We start from the raw sequence: 21,022 nt of genomic DNA, 5'->3' as shown, positions 1-21,022 counted from the left end.
TTTCTAATGGACCAATGCGAAGAGCAGTTATACGCTTATGCAAGAAGTTTGGGCTATGGCAGCCAGTAACGATTTTCATAGAAACCCAGAAAAGCGACCATTCCCCATACTTAATAGAGAACGGTCGCCTTTTAATAATTATAAATCAAGATAACAATCTAATACGTTTTTATTTCTCTCTTTTGATTACAACCCCAGCTTCTGCCCTTTCTCCAAACGCTGAATCTGCTGCTCTCCGGTATCCGCGAGTTCACGGAACTGGTTGATCGTCTCCCGCATCCGCGGTAGTGCCTCCTGCTTATATACACTGATGGAATCCAGTGCAGACAGGACATCCGTGAAGGCCTGCTTCATCGTATCGACGGAAATGCTGGCATCATACGCCTGCTTCTGAATGGCGATACCCTGGTCCTTCAGCATCTTGGACGTGCCTGCGATCAGGTCATTGGTCGTCTGATTGAGCAGCTCGATCTTCTGCAAAACAATCTTCTGATTGTACAGCGCACTGGCAACGGTAACGGCAATTTTCAATGCCGAGATCGTCACATTCTTGGCCCGGTCGACTCCGCGGATTAATTCCTTGTTGTTGCGGATCACCACCTCAATCGCCATGATGCCCTGCTGGTTCACAACCAGCATCTGCTGCAGATCCATGACCCGCTGACGCAGCGGGAACAATACTTCTTCGGTGATAAACCGGACTTTCTCCGGGTCTTCATTCCGAACCTTCGCTGCTTCAATCTGTCCGTCGATCGACTCATCCATGAGCACGCCGAGCTGGATCTCCTTTTGTAATCGTTTGGTCAATTCCCTCAGCGTATGCTGCTCGATCTCCAGTGTTGTATTATCGTTACGCAATGTTGCCCTGCCTTTGTCCAGGGAGGTCACGATATCCGCGATGACTGCATCGGCCTTCTGGTATTTGAGAAAATAAGCCCGCAGCGGATTGAACAATTTGCCGAGGAATCCGGTCTTGGCGAAATCGACCACGCTGGGGTCGAGATCCTTGAGCTGCATGTGCAGCTCGGTCAAGCCTTTGGCGACCTGACCGCCCTCGTCTCCCGTCTTGGACAGATGTCCAACAGAGACTTGGAGCAGCGCGTTTTTCTCCGAAGAGGATCTCATCGTGTTCATGCCAAAACCTTCAATGGACTGTAAAATCTCCTTGCGCTTATCCAGTGATTCCAGATCCAGTGACATGATCATCTCCATATTGGCGTTCGCCACCTGCTGCAGCTCCGCCACCTCGGCCGGAACGGGCTTCACCTCTTCTTCGATAACCTTCTGAATCTCCTTCTGGCTGGGTATTTCCATCGAAAACGACATCCGAACTCCCCCTTAAATTACAAGCTATATAAATAATGTAACTTACACTAGTTCACTTCGAGTGCAGCACCATCTTCCAATCGCTGTTATCCCCGGATTTCTTTATCTTTCTTATAAAGGTATAAATCCGGGGATAAAGGCGAACGCCCCGCTTTTCCAGATTGGTTCTGCTCTCTCCGTTTTCGTGTAAATTTGAAATTCATTTTAATAGAACTATTTACATTTGGACGTTAAACAGGTTTCCGATCTTGTACACGACATCATCTGTATCGGCGTTGATGCTGGCAGCTTCGTTAATGCTGGAGATGCTCTCCAAGGCTTTGATGTCGGCGTTGTATCCGATCGTATAGATCGGCACTTGGTAGGTCTCGACCAGTTCACGTATATCTTTCAGTGTATGTCCTTCATTGGTCTCTCCATCACTCAGGACAAAAATCAGCGGTTTCACGTTCGGATCAGCCGCCATATAGTCCTCCAGCATCTTCATGGCTACCACGATTCCGTCAAAAGTTGCTGTACCGCCGCCTGCTTGCAAGCTATCCACAGACCCGACAAACATGGACTGCTGGTTGGTATCATACTTGGCAATCGGCAGGTTCACGGTTACGCTGCTGGAATAAGAAACGAGGCCAATGCTATTGTCAGTACCAAGATATTTCTGACCTTTACGAAGGGATTCCTTCAACCGGTTCAGCGGTTCCCCATCCATGCTTCCGGATACGTCCGTAACGAATACAGCAGCGATCGGTTTACTTCCGTTCTTTTTCTCTTTCCATACCTTCTGAGCAGATAATAGAGTACCTCCATCGACGGTTGCCAGCTCGGACTTGTAATCCTGCAAACCGTTAAATCCGAACTCTTCCGCCGACTTCTGGTACTTATCCTGAGTAACGAATTCAGCGAATTTCCGGATGATTTCCTGTTTGTTCTGCGGCAGCTGCCCCAGGGCATACAGCGGACTGTCATGTCTTACACCAAACGGGGTAAAGACATATCCGCTCTTCAGGTCTGCGGTGTTGACGTATGTCTGGTATTCAAGGACAAAGGCATCCAATCGGCCCGACTTCGCAGCTTCACGCATCTGAATGGTTGTAGAAGCCGTAAATGGCACATTAGCCTGGAACTTCTCGAAGCCTTCAATCGCTTTCTCCCCCAGCGGATTGGAGCTGTCGTACGTGTTCAGTGCCGTCACAAGAAAGTTAAGCCCTGTGGAGCTGGCAAACGGGTCGGTATACCCCATTGCGAGTTCATTATTGGCAATCGCTTCAGTGACCGTTTTGACGTTGACGGAGCCGTAGGTGTCAACGAGTGAATCATACTTGGCTTTGGAGATTACGATTCCGGGCACGTTGCCCACGAGTCTATCGGATACCTTTTCGGTCTTCACACCGCTTGCAGCAACCATCTCGCCCCACAGTTCATTGGAAGGTGTATATGCATCAGGCACGTATTTGCCAGACTTGATGTAATCGGCTGCCGTACCGGAAGCAATATTCCGGATTTTTACCGATACCGGTTGACCACCCACCGTAATGTTAGCCTTGTTGAATTCTTCACTGACCTCGGTCAACCAGCCGTCAGCACCGGTGCCTGACTTCTCAATGGAAGAGAAAATCTCGACATACTCATTCGTCGTATTCTCAACGGTAATCGGGAACTTGGAAATGTCCGGCAGGGATTCTGCCACATCAACCGGATCCAGATCAATCTGTCCCTTCACGGGTTCAGCTGTTGCTGGCGCAATGTCCGCATACAACTTACCTAATTCTTTGCCTGCATTCTCTGTTGTCACCTGTGTACTGGATTTGCCGAAATTCGATGTCAATGTAATTCCTGCATAGACCAATCCGAACACGAGCACCAGCATCACAATCGATATGAGAAAAAACTTCCCCTTCTTCGCCATAAATGCAACCCCTCACTGTCTGTATAATTTGGTGTGCTTGATTAACTGATCAATGTCCTGCATACAGGGCATCTGTTCAATATCCCCGGCTTCAAAGCTGTCCAGGCGTGATATTTCCAGCAGCAGCTGGTCAAGTTTGAGCAGTATTTCTTCATTCGTATGGAGCGAGTCTTTTACATAGGATAGATAGTCGTTATACACTTTGGTCTTTTCCTGAACTAATTTGGGTGGAATCTTGGAGGATTTGGATTTCATCAAGGCGGCGTATTCGGCTTCATCGAACACATGGAGTCTGTTCAGCACGCTTCGAATGTTGAGATACAGCAGCTTCTCCACTTCAAGCGTGACGGAGGCAAATTTCTTATAACTCAGCTCCCCCGGATCGAACCGCTGGTTCAGCACGTTCAGGAGCGTCTCTTTCTTTTTCTTCATCCGGCTCAATTGGGACAATCCCAACGTAATATCTTCCTCCAGCACTTTAATTCGTCTGTAAAAGGATAAAGCTTCTACGTAATCTTCATGCGTCTCGATCTGCTTAACCGGCAAGACTACAGGCTGTTTGAACAACAGGGTGTAACTTCCGTAAAACAGGGCCATCACACTTCCGAACAGCAGGGTGACGGACAGTGCAGTGGACAAGGCTCCACCACCGAAGCCAAGCCCGATGAAGCCTGGTGAAAATAACAGAATATTGATGACAACAACGCCGAAGATCAGGCCCAGCCATTTTATGTATTTGATCATCGTAATCCGCTGACCTCCTTTCTCGCTATATGATGGTCCAATTGTCGATATTTCCCACTAGCGTATATCACTTATTGTACATGATGCAGCCCTGATTCGGTCGATGAATATGGATATTCCTAATATACGTGACGCTAGCTTATCCCATTTCATCGATACAGGGACATGTGGACGGATTTTTGACGGGCTCACTATTGAACCGATTTACGACGGAGGAGACAAACGAAAATATCCGTTAACGGAAAAAGAAAGATTTACAGGTAATACGTGGAATCAGGAGGTTACGTGTCATTTTTTATATAGGACGAGCCGGAGAAAGCAACAAAAATACTCCGGGCACAGGGCACCGGAGTAACTTACAATTAATTCTATTCCAACCTGAACAGCTGATGAAAGGGTATTGCGAGTTCCGGGAACTGCTTAGATTGAATCATCTGCTCTTCCGTATACAGCCTGCGATCTTGATAGCTTCCGTCCTCTAGCGTATATACATGTATCGTCTGGTTGCCAGGATCGACAATCCAATATTCATTCACACCATATTTCTGATACAAATTAAACTTCTCATTAAAGTCCTTCAGGGCTGTTGAAGGAGATAGCACTTCTATAATTAAAGACGGTGCACCGTGACAGCCATTTTTGGAGATTTGGTCTTTGGAACATATGACAGACAGATCCGGTTGTACAACATGGTCAGGTGTATCGTATTGTTCATTTTCGCTAAAAAACACATCAAACGGTGCAACAAACACGTAGCATTTTTGGTTCTGTAAAAAAGTTCGCAAGGAGAAATGCAGCTCGCCCACGATAAACTGGTGTATGGAGGTCGGTGCCGGGGACATATTGTAGGCCTTGCCGTTAATGAGTTCCCAGGCTCCTTCCCAGGTCAGCCAATCCTGAAAGTTATAGATGCCTTTGTCATCCGGTTTTGCCACACATTCAACCTCCCTGATCCCTAATCGACTTTGTCCTCATTATACCATTGTGTTGGCTGATTTCCATGCTCTGCCTGTTTATGAGATCGCAAAGTTTGGCTTGCTTCGGGTTGTCCGCACCTCTACGACTTTTCCTGCGCACCCATGATCACCAATGGCCTGGAACGTAACTGTCACACTCGCCTTACCGGAGGTAACAGCCTGAGGAATATCATAGATCGCATAGAACACTTCACCAATCTTGTTCAGGTGGATTCGCTGCTCGCCAACTACGGTTCCATCCACCACCAGGTTGAATATTCTCTCATACCTCGTCCCTTCCCGTTCAAATGGTGAATGATCCCCTCCCCAGTAGCCAACGCACAAAACATTGGTACCGGAACCATCTACCGCCAGCCGGTAACTAAAATAGGCTCCGCTGACACCAAAGGCTTCGCGCCACATATGCAGCCTGTTACGGCTATCCGTGTAGGAACCATTATGCTGCTCTGCTCGGCAGTTGCTATCCAGATGATGCCCGATCTCGTCCTGCTGACCGTCTGGCTGCACCCTGTCGATCGTAATCGCATTCAGTTCCTTCTCCAGTGCATCGCCTTCATCGTTGAACGGCCAATAGACCGTATAAAACTCATGATGCACATCGTAGAACGGAATCAGCTTCACGGCTTCACCCGTAGACGTCACATCCTCGCTTAGCTCAAAGGTTAACGTCCCTTTATCCACTACCTTGATCCATTTCCGGACATCCTCCTGCTCCGTCCAAATCACTGGCACGGGTGCTGTCTTCGGATTTAGCGCGGTCTCATCCACAATGGTATCCTCCGGCAGCCCTTCGCTTCCCAGTGCGCCTGCGAGCACAATGGGTCCATACAGGAAGGCGACTTTGTGGGTATCATCCCTGGACGTGTATCTGCTCAGTGACATTGGCAAAGTGATGGTCACGACATCCCCGGCGGACCATGTGCGCTGGATGGAGAGATAGCCGGCTTCCATCCGTGTATACGGATGAGCCGAATCCCCATTGACGGTTGCCGTCATTGGCTCCTGCAGCCAGGAGGGCACGCGTAGTCTTAGATTGGCCGAGGCATGGCCTCCGGTAATCGTCAGGATTACCTTTTCCGAATAAGGAAAGTCGGTTTCAAGCTTCAGGGATAGCCCTTGTGACGTCCAGTCCAGCCCGGATGCGATATAGAGGTTCACATACAGATCCTGTTCATCTTCGAAATAGATGGCCTCGGCATATTTGCCCGGGTTCTCCATGCCTGAGCCTGTGCAGCACCACCATGCGGTATCGTGTGTACCGTAGATTTTGTAATGGCCCTGAAGGGTTGAGGCAAAATACGTTTTGTTACCTGTGTCAGGGTCCTGTGTGCCCAGGATGTGATTGTAGATCGCGTTCTCATAATAGTCCATATAAGCACTGTCCGGGTTCCAGGCAAACAGCTGCTTCGTCAGATGCATCATGTTGTGGGTACAGCAGCTCTCCCCGGTTTTGATGCCGAGACTTTCCATGCCCTTCGCTTCATAATGTTCTGATATGCTCGTGGCACCAAACACATAGGAGCGGTGATGAATCGTTGTGTCCCAGAAGAACTCCGCCGCTGTCCGATAGCTCTCATGGGAATGATCCTGATTGTAAATCTCGGCTGCGCCGATCACTTTCGGAATTTGGGTATTTGCATGTTTGCCCTGAAGGTCATCGCGCTTCTGCTCCAACGGCTCAAGGATCATCTGGTGGGTGAAACGGTTGGCCGTATCGAGATATACGCGGTTACCCGTGATGCCATACAATTGAGCGAATACTTCATTCATGCCGCCATGCTCACACTGGAGCATCGTCTGTACCTGTTCCTCTGTCATCGCACTCATGCCTGTCACAGCCCAATCAGCGAACCGGATAACGACATCCTGGGCGAGCTGATTGCCTGTGAGCTTGTAAGCATCAAGAAGACCACGATAAATTTTGTGCACACTGTACCACGGAACCCAGTATTCGCCGATGTTGAACCCGCCAATATGCTCTGCCCGAAATGCGATGCGGAAAGCTTCCTCCGTCAAACCACCAATATATCCACTGCCTGTTGTCTGTTGAATTCCTGCCAGTTCGGTGACGGCATATTCCAATGTTTGTTTGAGCGTCTCATTACCTGTCGCCTGATAAGTTACAGCCAGGGCAGACATATAGTGCCCCAGGGAATGTCCACTGATCGTCCGTGCCTCCCAGCCGGCATACCGTTCCTTCTTCGCCGTTAACCCGTGCGCTTCATAACACGGAGCCAGAAACCGATCAATATCCAGTGATAACAGGTAACGTTCCCCGACCTCCTGAGACGTTTGGAAAACCCCGTTTAATAGCTGCACGTGCTCCGGCCCCAAAAATCCCCGTTTCGTTTCGATCATGACCTATGCTCCTCCTCATTATGTACAGAATGTTATGGTTCCTGATATCTTTCTGGCACCATACGAGAGGGTAAAATCCGTTCTACCCACCAGCTGCTCCTCAATTCCCAATTCATACAAACCCTTGAATATCCACATATTATCAAATAAAATACAACTACATCAGACTCATAATCCAAGAAAAGGTGGATAAATCCGTCTTATGCAGAAGCCACTCGAATTTTATCTGTGCGGCAAGTTCATCACGGAAGGCAATTGGACACATATGAAACGGATCATGCCTGTGCATGAGATCATTTTGATGCTGGAGGGAGAAATGTACATTGCGGAGGAGGAGCGGCATTACGTGGTTCGCGCCAATGATCTGTTGTTTCTGAGAGCCGGCCATACCCATTACGGATATCAAGACAGCGATGCTCCTGTCAGCTTTTATTGGGTTCACTATGACACCCTGGCAGAAGGATTCGATCGTTATCCCACACATGCGACTATTCCGGTACCCTCCACGGCCAATCAGCTGTTCAAGCAGCTGCTGCATGTCTCATCCTTCTCCACCGAAGAGGCAAATGCAGCACTTCTCCTTCTGTTAAAAGAATTGGAACGCAATACGGAGGCTGGTTACCGCCCTCATAATGCGGTTGTTGACCATATCTGCAAGTGGGTTGGTATTCATCTCCATACCGATATTACGGTAGGCAAGATTGCGGAGCATTTTAATTTTAACAAGGACTATATCTCCAAAATGGTGAAACGCGAGAAAGGCATCGGGCTGAAAGCCTACATCCTTACGGAGCGGATTAACCGGGCCAAACAGCTGCTGCTCAATACCAATGCCAGTGTTAAGGAAATAGCCGGACAATGCGGATTCTCGGATTATAAACTGTTCCTGCGCATGTTCAAGCAGTACGAAGGCAGTACACCAACCGAATATCGGAATAACCTGTACTCCACTCAGCTCAATCGTTTATGATCGATGGATGAGTATGAAAACATAAGATTATCGCATAGACTGACTCATAGAAATTCGTGCGTATTCTATAGAATATTTTGATTATTCCGATAAATTTAGTTGTGTTAAGATGTGAAATAACTGTATTTCATCCACCCCATTTCAGAAGGAGAAATTGAAATGACGACAACGGCAGTCACGATTCAACCCGCTTCAGAAGCTAATCATAAAGGGATCGTAGATATCCTCATTGCAAGTTATGCAGAGTACAAGGATACCTTTCAGGATCAACAACGTTGGGAAGCCTATGTGAAAGACATCGAGGAATCACTGGATAATCCCTACCTCACACAATTGTGGGTCGCCAAAGTGGACGACCAGATTGTGGGGACCGTGCAATTGTTCGAAACCGCACACAATGCCTATCCCAATTTTGAGCTCCCGATTGATTATCCATTCATTCGCCTGCTTGGCGTGGATCCTGCGTGGCGGGGTCACGGTATTGCCCGGGAGCTCCTTCGTCAGTGTGTTGCATCCGCCAAGGACATGGGCAAAAATACGGTGTATCTGTTCACGGGCGGGCAGATGACGAATGCCATCCGTTTATATGAACGTTTTGGCTTTGTGGAGGATGAAGAATTCAGTACACGCAGCAGCGGCGGCAACGCCATCTGTTATCGTTACGATTCATGACCTATGTTTCAAGCGGGAGTACATGGAATTAAGCGTAAGTTATAAAACTTCAGTTCAATTGAAGTGATAAAGATGAAAAAAGGCCACTCATCCGAGTGGCCTTTACTATTTACTATTGGAAGATGCGGCAATGTAATACTGCTTATTAACCGCCGATCTCTACCAAAATTTTTGCATGACTCTTGTCGCTCATCAGCAGTTCCAGTCCTTCTTCCACGATGTTATCCAGTTTGATTTTCTTCGTGATAACCTGTTTCACATCGAGTGCTCCTTCAGCAATAAGGGAGATGACTTCAGGGAAAATGTGGCGATATGCCAGTGTGGCCGTCAGATTCGCTTCCTTCACCAGAAGATCGAAGAAGTTTACCTGCAGTGGGTTAGGGATGGCTGCAATAACAACCACTTCTCCGCCTTTTTTGACTACCGCTACAGCACTATCCATCGTAGGTTGCACACCTGCTGCTTCATAGGCGACATCAATTCCGCCAGATTGCTCCAGGATGACTTCCGTTGCATTCACTTTGGCACTGTTCACCGGAATGGCTCCCAGTTTAGCTGCCAGGTTCAGGCGTTCCTCGAATACGTCAACCGCATAGATCGTGGAAGCTCCTGCCGCTTTTGCAGATAGAATGGTCAGCAGTCCAATTGGGCCTGCACCATACACGGCTACCTTCTGTCCCACTTTCAGCTTGCTGTGGCGAACAGCATGGAAGGCTACCGCTGTAGGCTCAACAAGTGCTCCTTCTTCAAAAGAAACCTTGTCTGGCAATGGGTGCACCATATATGCTTCAACAACAACATACTCGGCAAAACCACCATCCCCATTCAAACCTACAAATCCGAATTCGGTACACTGATTATAGCGGCCCTGGATACAGTATTCGCATTTACCGCAATGATACAATGGCTCCACCACAACACGGTCTCCTATGTTGATACCGCTTACATCACTTCCCAATTCACTAACTGTTCCGCGAACTCATGGCCCAATGTTAATGGTGCCTGCTGACCTGAGAGCGGATGATTCTCACCTTCCTGAATTCCTACACCATGATGATAAGCATGCAAGTCACTGCCGCAGATCCCCGCATATTCCACTTTAATTTTGACTTGTCCGGATCCAGCGACCGGAACTTCACGTTCTTCCACTCGAACATCTTTATGGCCGTACCATACTGCTGCTTTCATGAAAATCCATCCCCTTTTATTGAGCTTATAAATAGCTTATCTATGTATTATATCGCCGTTCACTTATTATTCATATTTATAGATACTAATGTTAATATTAGTAGCAGTAATGTTAGAACGGAGATGAACCTATGAATCTGGAACAGCTTGAATATGTCGTTGAAATTGCCAAAACCCAATCGTTCTCCGCCGCTTCGGAGCACCTTCACGTTACCCAATCGGCCATCAGTCAGTCCATACATCGTCTGGAAAAGGAGCTTGGCCTGGTCCTGTTCGAACGTTCCCGTCAGGGGACCCACCCTACATCGGAAGGCAAACAGTTTATTGCCAAGGCACTGGACATTTTGCAGCGGGTTGATGAATTGAAATCGCTGAATGTGGAAGCATCCTGCCTGACAGGCGACCTGCATGTAGCGACTTTTCCCAGTGTCATGCACTACCTTGTCCAGACCACTGCCGATATGAAACGGGAGCATCCCCTACTGAACATTTCCATTGAAGAGAAAGGTTCGATGGAGATTATCGAAGATATCCGGAACAACAAGGCACACCTTGGTTTCATTGCCATCTACACGAAACAGCTGCGTGAGTTTGACGGACTGCATTTCAGCCCCATGTATTCCGGCAAACTGGTTGTAGGCACGCATCACCAGTCTGATCTGGCCAAGCTGAACCGAGTGACGCCGGATCAACTGAAGGAACATCCCCTCGCGCTTTACCGCGATGGCTTCATAGAAGATTTCATCAAGGATTTCACATACGATTATGGAGCATTGTCCATCCTCTTCAAGACCAACAATTCGGAAGCGATCAACACGGTGCTTAGAAACAATATAGCAGCCAGCATCGGCCACGACTTCTCTTTCTACCAGAACACATTGTGGAAAGAAGGTCTTGTGAAAATGGTGGAGATTGCCTCCATTGATCAGCCCAAGATGCAAATCGGCTTCGTACAGACCGAGTCCAAGGAGGTTGCAGTTGCCGCCGAACGATTTGCCCAGAAGTTCAGACAGGCGATCGAGCTGGATTATTTGAAAAGTTGAGTTTTTTAATTCTACTCAGAATTCGCATCATTAAATTAGGGCCAAACCAAACAAAAAGGTACCCATGCTGCTGGAGATGTTCCACCTCAATTCCTCCAGCAGCATGGGTACCTTCTCTTTGTGATGTCTACACTTTTACTTTTCTCACGGCTTCGCTCATCTCATTGGTTTGCTGCTCCAGCAAAACGGATGTCCGGGCGACTTCCTGGAACAGCGACTTCTGCTCCTGCATCAGGCGGTAGATGTCATCAGAATGATCCGAAACCCCGGAAGAGATCTGCGAAATGGTATTCACCGAAGCTGCGGCTTCTTCCGACCCTGCCGAAATCTCTTCGGCTGCTGCTGATACTTCCTGAATACGGCTGGTCACCAGTTGGAAAGCTTCCACCACATGGGAGAAGGCAAGCTCCGCCTCCGCTGTGATCGTAACTCCTTGTCCAATCTCCTTGGAGGCCACTCCCATCTGTGAACCAATCTGCTGGGACTCCTGCTGGATACGAAGCAGCAAATCCGAAATGAGCTGCATGGATGTACTCGAGGCTTCAGCCAGCTTGCGGACCTCTTCCGCAACCACGGCGAAGCCTCTCCCATGTTCCCCTGCATGAGCTGCCTCAATGGAAGCATTCAGTGCAAGAAGCTTTGTCTGGCTTGCAAAGTCATTTACCGTATGCAGCGCACCGCCAATCTCCTGGGAGTAATTATTCAGCACATGTACCAATGCCACCACTTCATCCGAAACGGCTGAAATACTCTGCATCTGCTCCTTCATTCGAGACATGCTCAGCTTACCGGTTTGCGCCGTGGTTAGCGCACTGGTTGCCGCATCGGATACGGCCATGGACGACTCGGATATGTCGGTGATGCCTTTGGCGATCTCCTCCATGGCATGGGCGCTGTCGCTTGCCCCCTGTTTTTGCGTGTGGGCTCCCTGACGAATCTGTTCAACGGATTGATCAACCGTCTGACTCATTTCCACCATTTCATCGGTGCTTTGGTTAAATTGCTTGGTTGATTTGGCGAGCATATCGGTGGTAGCGGATACACCTGCGACCATATCGCTAACGATTTTATTCAGATGACCTGACATATGAGTCATTGCCTGATAGGTCGTGCCAATCTCGTCTTCGCTGCGCGGCCGATACGACGTCAGTATGCGGCTGGCTTCTGCAAGCTCACCCTGTGCCATCTGTTCCACACTCGCCTTCAAAGGCCGCAGCGGACGCAGCCCTCTTACAATGAACCAGAGGACAACACCAATACCTGCTAGGGTAATGAATAACAGAAGCCCATAGAACGGAATACTCGACTTCAGGATATCTGCCTCGATGCTGCCAATAACTGATACGGCTGTATCAATTCCGAGCGCACCAATCATGACACCATTTTGGTCCACAATCGGAGCATAGGACGAGATATATTCGCCGTACTCCTCATTGTTAATGATCGGTGAGCTAGCCGTATTCCCTTGCAGCAGCCGCTGGACAGCATCGCTTGGAATATCGGTGACTTCATTAATCGGAGAAGCCTTATCTGCATCTTTCATGCCATCCACCATAATAAGTGGCGTGCCTTGATCATCTATTTTGACAAAATACACATACATGGCCCCAATGCTTACGCGAAAATCATCCAGTTCATCACGAATCTTCAGGAACAACTCATTTTCCTTCGGATCTTGGGCAAATTCGGCATAGGGTACAGTATCCATCTGCTGAACATAGCTCTGTGCAATCTGGATATTGTAACTTGAAATGGCCTCCTGCGCGGCTAACTTCATATTGGCCAACTGAAGCAGCATGCTCCCCGTGTAGATCACCAACATCACCAGTGTAACCACTGCAACAATTCGCACAACCAAACGCTTTCTGAAAAACCTGACCATCCGTTCCTCTTCCTCTCCCGTGAAACCCAAGCCTCTATCACCGGTCCTACCCAAAAGTCATAGGCTTGAAGCACTAAGTATGGAAAAATAGTATATGAATATGTCGAATTAAGCAAGAAAATATTGGATGTCTTTAAAACGCTATCATCACTGTGTCAGCTTCAATTGAACGGAACTCTGTCGTAGCCTGCTTGACGTGAAATTGTACGCTATAGTGCAAATAAAAAACTCCAACGTGGTCGTCAGAGTTTTCAGTATTATTCGTTTCATGATTGGCCCTTGTCGCCATTATTACCGTCTACTTGTTTCAGTGCAGCCCGGTGTTTTTTCGTTTCCAAATCTGCTTGTCTTACAGGGATAGGCAATCGGCTTTCTTTGTTAATTAACGCCAGGGTCACTTCGGTAGCCGTATTGATATCGATCCCATTGCCACAGGAGACAAAGATCGGTTTGACCTGTGAATGCGTTCGCAGTGCACGGCCATAGACTTCACCGTTAATCACAATATCCGTGAATTTACCTGATTCACTTTCTGGCATCTCATAGTCCGTGTCTTGAATTCGGAGATAGCTTTTGGCGATCCCGATGGTAGGCTTGTTGAGGTAAAACGAAGCATGGGTGGCAATCCCCATATGCCGTGGATGCAGATAGCCGTTTCCGTCAAACATGACCAGATCGGGATCATTCTCCAGTTGGCCTATCGTATCCAGGATGAGCGGCAGCTCCCGGAAGGATAGATATCCCGCGATATATGGCACCTTGATCTCATCCTGCAAGGACTTCGTTTCCACAATCTCATGGGTAGTGTAATCCACTACGCTAATGCAGCACACCGCAAGTGTCCGGTCTCCATCCTCCCAGTACGCCAGGTCCACACCTGCCACGAGACGGACATCTTCCATGTTGAAGCTGTTCTGCAAGTGTATTCTTGTCACCAGCTCCCGCTGGATCTGATCAAAGGTTTCTTCGTTGAATGCTTCAGGGGGTGAAATGTTAAGTTGATTCAATAATGGCACCTCTCCGCTGGATTTTGTTAAAGAATATCTGTACCTCAGTAGGGGAGACAAACTCCCCTTCATTTATTTTACCTCTTCTGTCTTTGTAGCTGCAGTTGGTAACTGAATCATTGGTGTATTGGATCCACTGACATATGGCAGCACACCGTCCCACTTCTTAATCGTTTCGTATTGAACAAGTTGGGTTGTAAGTGATTGTTGAAGCTCTTTATTTGCTTTGGCTTGACCTTCTGCTTCAATCAATAGTTTGTCTGCGTTACCTTGTGCTTCCACACGTTTCCGTTCTGCCTCTTTCTTCGCAATTTCAAGCTCTGTCGTTTTACGTTCCAACTCTTGAGATGCCTCAACTCGTTTATCTATGGCTTCTTGGGTTTTTGCATCTGGTTGAGGAACACCAACGGTCACATTGGATACAATGAAACCCAGTTCTTTGACATCGTCTGCGAAACGCTGTTGAACGTCTACGCCAGCCTCAGATGATTTTTCTCCATATACATCAATTACAGTAAATTTAGAAATACCTTTCCGGGCTGCATCACGAAAACGTGTTTTCAGATATGTATCTTCAATTTCCTGAATGCTAATGGGTCCAAAAGTATTAAAAATCGAAGACACTTGGCTTGGTTCTACTTGATAGTTGTAAGCAAAATCGATTGTGATGTTTTTTCCGTCAGACGTAGCAATCTGTATATCCTTGTATTCAACGGTTTGAATTCTAATTGGATATTTGGTTACTTTATCAAAAGCACCAACCAACTTCCAGCCCTGACTCAGCGTATTATCTTTCACGCCCCCATTTGGTGAATAGACAACGCCAACATATCCGTTAGGAATTCGTGTCACAAAAAAACTTACCAATACTACCCCCACAATAATCACTAAAGCTACTGAAATGGCTCCTACCTTAAACGTCTTTAGATTCTTCATTTACATCCTCCTCTTGTTTGAATTTGTTGTATCTTTTCAATACTCTTCTACCTACCATATTGAATAGCGGGAACATTAATGACCATAGAATAAACGCTAAGATAAAGACTAAAATCATTCCTCCAATGAATGGCATATTCGTCCTCCCTCTATGGTTGTATCCAAACACAAATTTCATCATCACCTAGAAACTCACACAGATCGTATGCGTTCAATGAATTACACTTCTGCTTAAACTCTCCCCCTGCTAGTCTTACGTAACCAAACTTCACTATCAAATGTTTTTTCATCCATCCCTTCTCCCAATCGTTAACTAAAATATTTAATTCTTCTAAATATATACTTCTATTTTCATATCTGGTTTCAATGATCTCTAAAGACCTCTTGCTGGCCAAGGATCTCCGCCTCATTTTTTCAACATAGAAAAGACTCGAAAGAGCAAGACCTCGTTGCTGTCCGATCTCAACTCTCTGAGCTCATTCCTTTGCACATAAAAAAAATCCCGGCATACATGCCGAGATGTTGGGTCCAGTGCAGCTCGATGACCAACTCCTGCTGGATCTGACCAGAAATTCTTCGTTAAATAATTCTGGGGTTAAAATGTTAAGTTGATTCAATAAGGGTACCTCTCAGTTAGATTTGTAAGGGATATCTATGTCTTCTCCAACTTCATCTATAGACTCTTCAATGATTTCCTTAACTTCCCTATCCAAATCCATATTTAAAGCTGACTTCATCAACTCATAACTTTTTCGCAAATTCAGGGTTTATAACTACATAGGCATAATTATCGACCAGTTCCCCAGATGAAACCTCCCTAAGATTAATCGACTCTTGATCTTAGATTAGATTCTAACAATTCGTGAGTATAGACCTTTCTATCAGCTAATTCTGATAACGTTTCTAAAACGTCTATGCTGTCCAAATCATCGGTGTTTTCAATTAAATCCAAGTAAGCATTAAAGTACTTATTTAATGTTTCCTTCGACATTACATCAGGTAAGTTTTTAAAGTCCTAAAGTTTCATACTTACCTTTGCAAGCTATAATTAAAATATCCTCAATCGAACTAGTCAGACTAAACCTCCCTTATTCATTATTTTCATCTTTCTTTGTGTAAGGCAACCATCATCTAATCATGACATTAAATTCATTAAGACTTGTCTGTATACACTTCTGAGTTAAGGGGAATTTCAGATTGGTTGATTGATCTACCAACACAGATACCAATGCTTTTCTTATTCATTAATGAACTTGAGATTTGTATTGAAACCACTTCTATTGAAAATTCTTTTTTATCAGGTGTTCTAATAACAATACGATTATCGATGCGATTTTTAATTTGATCATGGCTGAGATCATCAAGTTCAGGATTGATCCCCACTAAAATAGTGCCATATTCCAATGATTCAAAAACATCTCCAACATTCATCAATTTATACATACTAATCTCCTTTCTATCTATGTTGAATATAAAGTTCATTCTTGACATCTCGTACACGGAGATTTGCATTTTTCAATCTAGTAATTGCATCTCTTAATAGTGTTATTCTCTCTACAGAAGTTAACTCGGGAGCAAATCTCGCTGCTCTTATGCTGGCTTGAGCTTCGTCTAAAGCAAAATTCCGTGTATACGTATTATCATCAAGATTATATAGTTCAAAGGCTCTTCCGCTTTTAAACGCTTCATAATGTCCAATAATTTCATGAGCTACAGTAGCTCTACCCGAAACACGTGCGTTGGCACTCAATGTGCCAATTCCATGGGACTCTGCAGGTAGAACGTCTGTATTGATATACAGTCTGTCATACATCATTCCGGTATTCCAATGTTCTCGAAACACTATATTCTCTTCTGGGAAACCTAATCTTTTAGAGTAATTAACCAGTTCGGTTTTCTGGGCATCTGTTAGTTCTAGTTCGTTCCTCAAACCGTCTGAAGATATCTGACGATGATCCCCTTTTCCTATTTCCTTTTCCTTCTCCAGAAACTCGGAGAATCCAGATGATTCTCTCGCCTTTTTACTCTCGGCAATATTGTCCAATACTCGAATGCGGGGATCCTGAAAGCCATTAAATCCACCCGTCATTTGTCCTGTACCCGATGGACGTGTGAACGAATTTATTTTCGCGCCCCCTCCTGAAGATGTCAGTAGATTATGCGGTTTGATCATAGAAGAGGCATATCCGGTACCAACCATCAGCCCTCCCATACCAATCATATTCGCCCAGTGTTCGCTGGACCAGGCATTGGTTGGCATAGTAGCCTCCCTAATCGTGCCGTGAATACCGAATGTAAGCCAGTTTGCTGTATCATTGGGGGAGTTAAATGCTTTATCCGCCCGGTCTACATATCCCTCAACCAGTCCACTCGGGATACCAAACGTCCAGTAATCCAGGAATCCCCCTACACTATCATAACGTTTTTGATATCGATCGTCCGCAGATTGCATAAATGCACGACCCAACTCGGCCAAGCTGTCAGCTGATTTTTGGAATGCATTACGGTTGTCCGCTGCCGGAGCACTACATTCATCCGGCGGTGGGGGTGCACACCTCGAATCATAAGATTGCACTGCTTGCTGATCTGCAAGTCTGAATTTTTCTGCATGTCCTTCGAGTTCTTTCGAAATCGACTGAGATAATGAAACAAAGTTATCCATTTTCTTTTGGGCAACCACAAAATCAACGTAAAACTTTTCCTTTGTGCTTCCATCCCACTGTCTTTCGATCTCGAATAAATGTTGTTTCAGGATACTATTCATCTGAAAAACCTGGCTCTGTGCGACTGCAAATTGTTTAGAAACAGATGATAATTGTTCAGGTGTTACCTTTATCGTTGTCATATGATACCTCGTTCGAAATATGTATTACGTTGTTATAAGAATACGGCAGGCACGAAATATTGAATTGATTCAAATATATACACTTGGCCTTCTATTATAAAATGGAACAAAATTATTTCGTAGCGACTGCTGGTTTATTTCCATAGTTCGTATCACCCCCAATATCTCCCAAATGTAACAGATCATATCTTCCCTTATACTCTGAGTCCATTCCTTTGCACATAAAAAAACATCCCGGCATACATGCCGAGATGTTAAATCCATGTAGAGGTACATACCTCTACTCTTCAATTTTACTTCTGCAAACCTTAAACTTCTTGTCCATTCGACTTCCTGAACCGGATCAGGGACCAGATAATCAATATGGCTAGAACACCGAGGCAGATACTGATACTGAACCGATTGGCCTCATCGAATATGAACATCACCGCAATAACACCAAGTGCAAGTATGGTGAGTCCGGTTACGTAAGGGAATCCCCAGACTTTGAATGTCGGTGTGACCGGGTAGCTCTTCCGCAATTTTAACTGGGAAGTGGCAATGCAGATCCATACAAGCATCACGACAAACCCAGGCACTGCCAGCAATACGCGGAACAATTGATCCTGAGCGAACAGTCCAAGCATGGAGCCTCCGAGCAAAATAACGGAACAGACCAAGAGCGTATTCACCGGACTTCCGCTCCGATTGGTTTTGGACAGTGCTTTGGGAGCCTCACCGCCCACCGCCATGGAATGAAGCATCCGCGATGCGCCGTAGATGCCGGAATTGGCAGCAGATAGAACGGCAGTAACCAGAATAAAGTTCATAATATGTGCTGCTCCAGGCAGACCTGTGGAAGCCAATACTTGTACAAACGGGCTGCTCTCCGGCCCGAGCTCATTCCATGGAATGAGACCACAGATGATGAGAATGGGCAGCGTGAAGAACAAAATAATTCGGAGCATGAAATTGCCCACAATTTTCGGCATGACCTTGTCCGCATTTTCCGTCTCCGTCAGCGTCAGACCAATGAGTTCCGAACCTCCATACGAGAACATGACGACCAGCAGCGCGGAGAAGATCGATGACCAACCATTCGGGAGGAAACCTCCGGCTTGTGTGTAATTTTGCAGATAAGGTGTATTATCACTTGGAATAATGCCAAAGATCAATGCAGCACCCAGGATGATAAAAATAATGATCATGGCTATCTTGATGCCTGCCAGCCAAAATTCAAACTCCCCGAACACCCCAACACTCAGCAGATTAACGAGTATAATAAATGCCGCGCACGCCAGACTTAGCATCCATAACGGCACTTCCGTGAACCAATATTGCAAGAAGCTCCCCGCAGCAATTACCTCAATGACACATACGGATAACCATAGGAAGCAGTACATCCACCCCATAACAAAGGATACCCTGCTGCCGAAGGCTTCCTGCACGAAGTCTTTCATGTTTTTGTTTTTATAGACGGTAGCCATCTCCGCCATCGCTGCCATTACAACCAGCAGTAATAGGCCGGCAAAAATGTACGTTAAAATAACACCCGGACCTGCGAGTCCAATCGTTTCGGCACTGCCCTTAAAAATTCCGGTTCCAATGACACCGCCCATGGCCATGAAGCTGATGTGTCTTGGTTTAAGTTTTTTCTGTAATGTTCCTTCTGTTTGAGCCAATTCAAGTCCTCCTGATGTCAACAACGTCTGTAATCTTCTCTCAAGCTTTTATAACATAATTTCCAGTATACCCTATTGTTCATGTCTCAGCACAGAGATTCATTATGGCAAATTCATTCAATTCAAGCGCCCACGCCAAAAAACCAGAACCCTGCCAAGGCAGAATCCTGGTTGATTACCCTTTTGAAAATGAAATTGAAACAACAAGGAGATTAACCAAGCGGTGATAACTCCTTCGTCATAAATGCACTATTCGGGTCCAATATATAATCTGCAAAAGGCTCGCAATATTCGAATCCAAAGTCTTCATACATCCGGCGTGCCGGGATAAACGAATCCATCGATCCGGTCTCCAGGCTAATGCGTTTGTATCCCCGAGTTCTGGCAACCTCAATGATGTGAGTCAGGATTTGTCTCGCTACGCCTTTTCGAAGATGAGCTTTGGCTGTACGCATTGATTTCAGTTCTGCATGCTCGGCGCTCAATTCCTTCATGGCTCCACATCCCAGCAATTCCTCACCTTCCCATGCGCACCAGAATGTAATCTCTGGTTTCTTCAATCCATCCAGATCCAATGCATGAATGCTTTCTGGCGGCGAATCTTCGGCCATGCCAAGCAAATGTTCTGCGATTAACCCCTTAACCTGATCCCCACTCAAATCATCCACTCTGATCTCCATAACAACCACTCCTGCCAACAATTTTGGTGTACTCCATCGCTGTTTTTAAACTATATGATTTCATCTTACTACCGTGGCAGGTTTACTGACAAGAGTTTAAGAAAACCCACTGAAAAGTGTATTGTGATCCCCTGAAATTTCCAGTATGATGGGGCTATCTGATTTTCAAAGGGGCGAAGATATTGAGCCAACCATACAGTTCATTTTCGTACTGAGGTGAAGCGAGCTTCATTTATCTTCAAAGGAGACCAACATGACACTGACAACGGACAACCTGTTTTATAGCAAACGATTGAAAATGACACCTCCACGTGAGGGAGACGTACAGACGATGCTGCAATGGAATGAAGATCCCGAGTATCTTCGTAATATGGATACCGATATCGCCATCCCCTACTCGGAGAAGCAATTGGAGGATGAGGGGGAAACGAAAAACAAAGAAGTATACTTCAGGCTTCGAACACACGAAGAGGATACACTAATTGGTTTTGTTGTCATTCACAGCATTGAATGGAATAACCGCTGCGGGCAGCTGGCCATCGGCATTGGACTCGCCGAACACCGCAACAAAGGGTATGGAACAGAAGCGTTGCATCTGATTTTGCGATATGCCTTCCATGAAATGAACCTCGATCGTGTGGGGCTGGATGTCATTTCCTATAATGCAAAAGGGATTCGTGCCTATGAGAAGGCCGGTTTTCAGTTAGAGGGACGAGCACGCTCCGCGGTATACCGGGACGGACGCCGTTATGACCGCCTGATGATGGGCATTCTGAAGCCGGAGTGGGAAGCACTTAATCCAATATAAATGGAGGAAGAACAATAAT

At 46.2% G+C, this 21,022-nt stretch carries 17 protein-coding genes and 1 pseudogene; 4 read left to right on the top strand and 14 right to left on the bottom strand.

Annotation, left to right across the window (positions count from 1 at the left end):
• Nucleotides 1-186: 186 nt before the first annotated feature.
• The 5 genes from F4V51_RS04620 to F4V51_RS04600 all read right to left on the bottom strand — a co-directional run bounded on the left by F4V51_RS04620 (nucleotide 187) and on the right by F4V51_RS04600 (nucleotide 7,311).
• On the bottom strand, nucleotides 187-1,326 hold the full coding sequence (locus F4V51_RS04620; protein WP_153977049.1) for a toxic anion resistance protein: 1,140 nt from the start codon (nucleotides 1,324-1,326) through the stop codon (nucleotides 187-189).
• Between the two features lie 217 nt (nucleotides 1,327-1,543).
• Nucleotides 1,544-3,232 carry a vWA domain-containing protein gene (locus tag F4V51_RS04615; protein WP_153977048.1) on the bottom strand — a complete coding sequence of 563 codons (1,689 nt, stop codon included), beginning with the start codon at nucleotides 3,230-3,232 and terminating at the stop codon, nucleotides 1,544-1,546.
• Between the two features lie 12 nt (nucleotides 3,233-3,244).
• Nucleotides 3,245-3,976: a hypothetical protein gene (locus tag F4V51_RS04610; protein WP_153977047.1), complete on the bottom strand. Its 732-nt coding sequence runs from the start codon at nucleotides 3,974-3,976 to the stop codon at nucleotides 3,245-3,247.
• A 368-nt stretch (nucleotides 3,977-4,344) separates the two neighbouring features.
• Nucleotides 4,345-4,911: a Uma2 family endonuclease gene (locus tag F4V51_RS04605; RefSeq protein WP_153977046.1), complete on the bottom strand. Its 567-nt coding sequence runs from the start codon at nucleotides 4,909-4,911 to the stop codon at nucleotides 4,345-4,347.
• A gap of 78 nt (nucleotides 4,912-4,989) precedes the next feature.
• The gene (locus tag F4V51_RS04600) at nucleotides 4,990-7,311 is read right to left on the bottom strand and encodes a beta-L-arabinofuranosidase domain-containing protein (RefSeq protein ID WP_153977045.1); all 2,322 of its coding nucleotides are present in this window, start codon (nucleotides 7,309-7,311) and stop codon (nucleotides 4,990-4,992) included.
• Between the two features lie 202 nt (nucleotides 7,312-7,513).
• Between F4V51_RS04600 and F4V51_RS04595 the strand changes: the two genes are divergently transcribed.
• Nucleotides 7,514-8,281 carry a helix-turn-helix transcriptional regulator gene (locus tag F4V51_RS04595; RefSeq protein ID WP_153977044.1) on the top strand — a complete coding sequence of 256 codons (768 nt, stop codon included), beginning with the start codon at nucleotides 7,514-7,516 and terminating at the stop codon, nucleotides 8,279-8,281.
• Nucleotides 8,282-8,440: 159 nt separating this feature from the next.
• Entirely contained in the window at nucleotides 8,441-8,953 is a 513-nt protein-coding gene (locus tag F4V51_RS04590) for a GNAT family N-acetyltransferase (RefSeq protein WP_153977043.1), read from the top strand.
• Between the two features lie 145 nt (nucleotides 8,954-9,098).
• Here the strand turns inward: F4V51_RS04590 and F4V51_RS29355 are convergent, their stop codons facing one another.
• Nucleotides 9,099-9,734: a zinc-binding dehydrogenase gene (locus F4V51_RS29355; protein WP_323131815.1), complete on the bottom strand. Its 636-nt coding sequence runs from the start codon at nucleotides 9,732-9,734 to the stop codon at nucleotides 9,099-9,101.
• 39 nt (nucleotides 9,735-9,773) lie between these two features.
• Nucleotides 9,774-10,141 (bottom strand): annotated as a pseudogene (locus F4V51_RS29350) (alcohol dehydrogenase catalytic domain-containing protein); the annotation flags it as partial.
• 131 nt (nucleotides 10,142-10,272) lie between these two features.
• Between F4V51_RS29350 and F4V51_RS04580 the strand changes: the two are divergent.
• Entirely contained in the window at nucleotides 10,273-11,184 is a 912-nt protein-coding gene (locus F4V51_RS04580) for a LysR family transcriptional regulator (RefSeq protein ID WP_153977042.1), read from the top strand.
• Between the two features lie 127 nt (nucleotides 11,185-11,311).
• Here the strand turns inward: F4V51_RS04580 and F4V51_RS04575 are convergent, their stop codons facing one another.
• From F4V51_RS04575 to F4V51_RS04545, 7 genes are all read right to left on the bottom strand, one after another.
• Nucleotides 11,312-13,066: a methyl-accepting chemotaxis protein gene (locus F4V51_RS04575; protein ID WP_153977041.1), complete on the bottom strand. Its 1,755-nt coding sequence runs from the start codon at nucleotides 13,064-13,066 to the stop codon at nucleotides 11,312-11,314.
• 266 nt (nucleotides 13,067-13,332) lie between these two features.
• Entirely contained in the window at nucleotides 13,333-14,073 is a 741-nt protein-coding gene (locus tag F4V51_RS04570; RefSeq protein ID WP_236146693.1) for an endonuclease V, read from the bottom strand.
• A gap of 72 nt (nucleotides 14,074-14,145) precedes the next feature.
• A complete protein-coding gene (locus F4V51_RS04565; protein ID WP_153977039.1) occupies nucleotides 14,146-15,009 on the bottom strand; it encodes a prohibitin family protein in 864 nt (287 codons plus the stop codon).
• A gap of 1,152 nt (nucleotides 15,010-16,161) precedes the next feature.
• Nucleotides 16,162-16,452 (bottom strand): hypothetical protein, encoded by a 291-nt coding sequence (locus F4V51_RS04560; protein ID WP_095288654.1) that lies wholly within the window; start codon nucleotides 16,450-16,452, stop codon nucleotides 16,162-16,164.
• Between the two features lie 13 nt (nucleotides 16,453-16,465).
• Nucleotides 16,466-17,854 (bottom strand): WXG100 family type VII secretion target, encoded by a 1,389-nt coding sequence (locus F4V51_RS04555; RefSeq protein WP_153977038.1) that lies wholly within the window; start codon nucleotides 17,852-17,854, stop codon nucleotides 16,466-16,468.
• Nucleotides 17,855-18,162: 308 nt separating this feature from the next.
• Nucleotides 18,163-19,515, bottom strand: a complete 1,353-nt coding sequence (locus tag F4V51_RS04550; protein ID WP_153977037.1) for an amino acid permease — start codon at nucleotides 19,513-19,515, stop codon at nucleotides 18,163-18,165.
• Nucleotides 19,516-19,727: 212 nt separating this feature from the next.
• Complete coding sequence (locus F4V51_RS04545; protein ID WP_153977036.1) at nucleotides 19,728-20,195, bottom strand: GNAT family N-acetyltransferase; 468 nt, start codon at nucleotides 20,193-20,195, stop codon at nucleotides 19,728-19,730.
• Nucleotides 20,196-20,448: 253 nt separating this feature from the next.
• Here F4V51_RS04545 and F4V51_RS04540 point away from each other — a divergent pair, with 253 nt between their 5' ends.
• A complete protein-coding gene (locus F4V51_RS04540; protein ID WP_193723269.1) occupies nucleotides 20,449-21,003 on the top strand; it encodes a GNAT family N-acetyltransferase in 555 nt (184 codons plus the stop codon).
• Nucleotides 21,004-21,022: the final 19 nt, after the last annotated feature.

The sequence above is a fragment of the Paenibacillus xylanilyticus genome (assembly GCF_009664365.1).
GTDB classification, from domain to species: Bacteria; Bacillota; Bacilli; order Paenibacillales; family Paenibacillaceae; genus Paenibacillus; species Paenibacillus xylanilyticus_A.
This window is presented reverse-complemented; position numbering and strand designations above follow the sequence as displayed.